General features: G+C 40.4%; 7 protein-coding genes and 1 pseudogene. 3 read left to right on the top strand and 5 right to left on the bottom strand.

Annotated features, from left to right (window positions below; all coding sequences use genetic code 11):
- Nucleotides 1-266 precede the first annotated feature (266 nt).
- The 3 genes from MTBBW1_RS27015 (at nt 267) to MTBBW1_RS27005 (ending at nt 1,448) form a co-directional block, all read left to right on the top strand.
- Entirely contained in the window at nt 267-758 is a 492-nt protein-coding gene (locus MTBBW1_RS27015) for an ISAzo13-like element transposase-related protein (protein ID WP_222424198.1), read from the top strand.
- 107 nt (nt 759-865) lie between these two features.
- Complete coding sequence (locus tag MTBBW1_RS27010) at nt 866-1,105, top strand: hypothetical protein (RefSeq protein ID WP_080810064.1); 240 nt, start codon at nt 866-868, stop codon at nt 1,103-1,105.
- Nucleotides 1,086-1,448 (top strand): type II toxin-antitoxin system PemK/MazF family toxin, encoded by a 363-nt coding sequence (locus MTBBW1_RS27005; protein WP_080810061.1) that lies wholly within the window; start codon nt 1,086-1,088, stop codon nt 1,446-1,448. Before MTBBW1_RS27010 ends, MTBBW1_RS27005 begins: the two co-directional genes overlap by 20 nt.
- Before the next feature lie 167 nt (nt 1,449-1,615).
- Here the strand turns inward: MTBBW1_RS27005 and MTBBW1_RS27000 are convergent, their stop codons facing one another.
- From MTBBW1_RS27000 to MTBBW1_RS30135, 5 genes and pseudogenes are all read right to left on the bottom strand, one after another.
- A complete protein-coding gene (locus MTBBW1_RS27000; protein WP_245809579.1) occupies nt 1,616-2,377 on the bottom strand; it encodes a transglutaminase family protein in 762 nt (253 codons plus the stop codon).
- A gap of 62 nt (nt 2,378-2,439) precedes the next feature.
- Complete coding sequence (locus tag MTBBW1_RS26995; protein ID WP_080810057.1) at nt 2,440-3,294, bottom strand: radical SAM protein; 855 nt, start codon at nt 3,292-3,294, stop codon at nt 2,440-2,442.
- A gap of 60 nt (nt 3,295-3,354) precedes the next feature.
- Nucleotides 3,355-3,945: a Uma2 family endonuclease gene (locus MTBBW1_RS26990; protein ID WP_080810054.1), complete on the bottom strand. Its 591-nt coding sequence runs from the start codon at nt 3,943-3,945 to the stop codon at nt 3,355-3,357.
- Nucleotides 3,946-4,072: 127 nt separating this feature from the next.
- The gene (locus MTBBW1_RS30140) at nt 4,073-4,396 is read right to left on the bottom strand and encodes a Rossmann-fold NAD(P)-binding domain-containing protein (protein ID WP_281255702.1); all 324 of its coding nucleotides are present in this window, start codon (nt 4,394-4,396) and stop codon (nt 4,073-4,075) included.
- 122 nt (nt 4,397-4,518) lie between these two features.
- A pseudogene (locus MTBBW1_RS30135) lies at nt 4,519-4,995 on the bottom strand (NAD-dependent epimerase/dehydratase family protein); the annotation flags it as partial.
- Between the last annotated feature and the right edge of the window lie 238 nt (nt 4,996-5,233).

Raw genomic sequence — 5,233 nt, 5'->3', positions numbered from 1 at the left:
GGCTCACAGCATACCTTATTAATTGCTATCAGAATCCCATCCTCTTCCGGTTAGAAATCCACGTGTGAAGCGCCTCATTCAAGGGCCTTCAGCAAACGGAACTTCCCCGCAAACGGTGAGTCAAATCAAGCATTTACTATATTGATTTGAGGTTGCTGTCACATTACAGCGCCTTCATACCGATAGCTCAATTCCCATCACCTTTTTCGGATAAACAGCTTGTGGTAACAACTTCATTCAAGAGTGTTCAGGCACGGTGGGCTGAAATGCCGACATCTGGTGATCTGGATCACGCTAAGTGCCTGGAGTATATCATCGAAAAATGCTTCAAGTCACGCATGCTTGCCGAAAGGACACCTTCAATCCTTATATTATGCGATGGCGGTGGAAGCAACAGCAGTCGCCATTACCTGTTTAAAGAGGATCTCCAAAAACTTGTTGATGAAATTGGGATCGAAATACGAATTGCACACTATCCTCCTTATTGTTCTAAATACAACCCCATTGAACATCGTTTATTTCCTCATGTTACAAGGGCATGTCAGGGGGTAGTTTTTAAAAATATGCAAATTGTCAAAGAGCTGATGGAAAAAACTGAAACACGAAAAGGTTTGAAAGCGACTGTCCAAATCGTGGATAAGGTCTATGAAACCGGTCGAAAGGTCGCTGAAGGTTTCAAAGAAAACATGAAAATCGTATTTGATGAAGTCTTACCCGCTTGGAATTACAGGGTTATTCCAAGTGGGCAAGTTATTTAAACCCTGTTCCTAATTGATTTTTTTTGATGATTTGGATATTCTATGAGGGTATATGATAAAAGTATGCTTTAAAGGTATTTGTTTGAAACATATTGTGGAGGTATAAAATGAAAACAGTATCACTGAAAATTGATGACATAATATTTGGCGAGACTGAGGAAATTCTTTCCATAGTACAAAAGCCCAGAAACCGTTATATTAATGAGGCTTTGACATATTATAATAGAATGAATAAGCGAGAAATCATTAAAAGAGAGCTTGCAAGGGAATCTGATTTGGTAAAGGATAATTCCATTTCTGTATTAAAAGAGTTTGAAGGTATTGAATATGACGGTTCATCAATATGAAATATGGGTGGCGGATCTCAATCCCCGTGTTGGAACAGAGCCTGGTAAAACAAGACCGGTTGTCATTTTACAAACTGATTTCTTAAATGAGATATCTCATCCTTCGACACTAATATGTCCCATAACTACAAATGTTAAAAAAGAAGCCCGAATATTAAGAGTCCATATTGAAAAGGGAGTAGCCGGTGTCCATCAAAGCTGTGATATTATGATGGATCAGATAAGAGCCATTGACAACAAACGCTTGTCTAAAAAAATAGGCAGGCTTCCTGCTCAACTTATTGAAAGCTTAAAAGAGAACTTAATGATTCTTTTTGATATTGAGATTGCTTCAACTCACTGAACCTGGCCTTAACGTCAAATCCTTTGATTCCTCAAGAAGGCGATTCCAGTTATATACTTATCTTTACCGTAAAAATTCCACTCATTATTTTAATGGTTCTGGGGTGGCCGTTGAATTTTGCCATAAAGGTTTTATGACTTCATAGCATCTTATCATTGAATTTTGATTCAGTAGGGCGGGCCGGACATCTGTTGTACTCTAACATCCATATTAAGCAGTTCCACTGGGTCACCAAATTGCGTGTAGATGGCAACGTCGGCTGCATCGCGACCAAAAGCGATTGCTACACGCCCCCCCTTTAGATCGGTTTGTGTGGGATCGAATGTGTACCATCTATTTCCAACATAGGCCTCAAACCAGGCGTGTAGATCCATGGGTTCAAGTGCTTCAAGGTAGCCAACTACCATGCGTGCAGGTATTGATAGTGCTCGGCAGCAAGCAATACCCAAATGTGCCATGTCCCGGCATACTCCGTGTCCAAGCTGGTTTAGCTCGGAGGCACTGATTATCTGCTGTCCGTCACCAGGGGTATAACGTATTGCATCTCTTATATAATCAACAATGGCACTACATTGATCATAGCCAGATATTCGCCCCGTCACAAGTGATGCAGCCATATTTGTGAAACGATCTGACTCACAATACCTGCTTGGATAGAGGAAAGGCAGGGCTTCATTGGGTAAATGTTGCACTTCGACAAATGGTGCCCCGGGTGCAGTGTCCGATGCCTCCGCAGTTTCGATATCAACGGATGTACGCACAGAAAAATGTCCGGCTGGTGCAACTATTCGTTGGCACAGATTGCCGAAGGAATCGGTGAACTCCACCACCGGTACGCTGGGCGACAAAACATACTCTTCCCGTGCGATCCACTGCTGCCATCCACTACGGGGGCGAAGCATTAGCAAAAATGGGGTTGGAACCGACATTTGAAATTCAAGAAAACAGGATGCGTTTAACCACATGATTTATTCCCCGGTATTAAGTCATTTCAGGTACAAAGCCTGTCTGCAATACGCTTTCTGTATTTTTTTTCTTCTTCTTTATCTATTTCAGACATATACCAGTTATAATCAGGATGCCACTCTTCTGAAAGGCCTTTATTATAAAGGATTGTTCTTCCCTTTTTTACACCAGGTGAACCTATCCCTTCAAGTGCCTTCAGGTTACCTTGAGAGATATCATCTTTTCCCTCGGTACTTGTACGTCTTTCAAGGGGAATTGCACACCCACACTTAGGGCACCAATGTTTTTTCTGCTCTCCAAACTGCTCAGGTGTGCGGTGCCACCATCCAGGTTCTATCTTCCATCCCCTGTTTCCGTCAAAGAGCATATCAAAGGCTGCTGCTACTTCACAAAAATATGCACCCTTTGGGGTTATGGTGGCAGACCAAAGTCGCTGAACCCAGCAGTTATCAATGAATTCCCACATTTTCTTTTCATCTGAAATCATCTCCCTTGCAGCCACAAGGACAGGTTGGTGCTTTATTGTGTTTACTGTGTGGTCATTGAAATACTGGGTGCCAAAGACCTCTTTTATGAGTGCACCATACCGGTTTCCTTCGGGAATCGTTGACCAGAGGCCCCTTTTCTTTTTGTCGGGTCTTGTGGAAGCAAGATAGAGTGCCATCTCTTCAAAATCAGGATGTAGAAGGGGTTCACCGCCGATCATACCCACAATTCCAGGAAAATCCACAAGGGAATCCGCAGCCAGCTTGAATGTATCCATATCCATATAAAATGGTTTTTTGTGGTGACCTATGAGCCTTGTACAGTTGGAACAGCGGTTGATACAGGCGTTGGTGATGTCGATTTGTATGATTTTCATTTCTGTTAAAGGAATCACTTTAAATGTCCTTTGGGATATCGGCGTTTTTTTTAATGGGTAGGGTTAATTAATGGGTAATTAAAATTCAATTTCCCAATATATTTCAGATAATGGCAACTCACAGTCGATGGAGTCTATTTTCATTGTCTGTTTTATCTCTTCATATAAAAACAGGCTCCAAAGACCGTCATTTTCTCGAACAAATTTTTCAATTCGACATCTTTTCTGTGAAACAAGGATATATTCCTTAAGTGTCGGGATTCCACGATAATAGGCAAATTTATCACCTCTATCAAATGCTTCGGTGGAATCGGAAAGGATTTCAATAATAACAATTGGATTGGTAAGGGTATCAAATTCGTTATCTTCAAATTCAATACTACCACAAGTAATGGCAATATCGGGATAGGTATAACCCGTATAACCTTTATCATTATCTATTTTAACCCGCATATCATTTGGCAGCACTTTACAGGTAGAATTTTTTGCTTTAAATCTATTCCGCAACTCTGCTGTAAGATTGGCACCAATGAGGATATGATTTTTTTTGGCTCCCACCATCGCAAAGATTTCACCATTAAAATACTCATGTTTGATCTTTGAATTTCTTTCCAGTTCAAGATACTCTCCCATGTTCATCAGGGGCTTTTCCTGTGGTTGGGCATTCATTATTACTTCTCCATCTGAGTTTTTAATGATAATTTAAATGATTTATCTATTTAAAAGAGTATAGGCTCATTTTGATCAATGGAACTATAATCCGGCCATGTTCGTTTAAAATATTACAAGGTGGAGTTTATTGATTGCTTACTTTATGCTCCATATACCAACTATACGTCTTTCTTAAACCCACTTCAAGGGAAACAGAAGGTGCCCACCCAAAGGAAATGAGTTTTGATATGTCCAGCAGTTTCCTGGGGGTACCATCGGGTTTTGATGAATCAAATTCAATATTGCCGGAAAAACCAGTAACCCTTGCCATCATTGCCGATAGCTCCCCTATGGTACATTCAACACCGCTGCCCACGTTTATATGTGAGCACATGGGTTCTGTATACTCATCATAAATATCTTTATCTGCCATCATAAGATCTATACATGCCTTTGCAATATCTTCCACATATAAAAATTCCCGTTTGGCATTACCACTACCCCAAACAATAACTTTTTTTTGTTTTGCATTTTGGCATTGTGGAAGCGTGCCATAAGTGCCGGGATTACATGACTGGTATCTTGATTGAAGTTGTCTCCAGGGCCGTAAAGGTTGGTGGGCATGATACTTCTAAAATCCGTTCCATATTGGCGATTATAGGATTCACAGATTTTTATACCGGCAATTTTAGCCACGGCATAGGGTTCATTGGTGGGTTCCAGTGGTCCGGTCATAAGGGCAGATTCCGCCATGGGCTGTTTTGCCATTTTGGGATATATGCAGGAAGAACCTAAGAAAAGCAGTTTTGAAACATTTGAACACCATGAAGCATTTATTATATTGGCCTCTATCATAAGGTTTTGGTATATAAATTCTGCGGGCATTGTATTGTTGGCCTGAATACCTCCAACTTTTGCTGCGGCAAGAATAACATGGTCAGGTTTTTCCCTTTTAAAAAAGTCATTCACTTCACCTTGAGATGTGAGATCCATCTCATCATGGGTTTTACCTATGAGCCTTGGAAAGCCTTGTTTTTTTAATGTTCGCCATATGGCAGAGCCCACCATACCTTTATGTCCCGCAATATATATTTTATCATTTTTTTTCATATTTATGATATCATACTGTTATTTAATAAGGTTTTTATTTTTTTACAATATGTTCTATTGGCTCTGTTTTTGAGATTTTCTCAGAAACAGTGGCATTAAGCTTACTCGTGGTATGAACAAACCGGATAACCTGAATCTGAACACAATTTATCCCGTTTGGCAATCTCAAGGTCTTTATGGATCATCTCTTTTACAC

Source organism: Desulfamplus magnetovallimortis, from assembly GCF_900170035.1.
Taxonomy (GTDB): Bacteria; Desulfobacterota; Desulfobacteria; order Desulfobacterales; family Desulfobacteraceae; genus Desulfamplus; species Desulfamplus magnetovallimortis.
The sequence above is the reverse complement of the archived record's forward strand: the minus strand, read 5'-3'. Positions and strand labels throughout refer to the sequence as shown.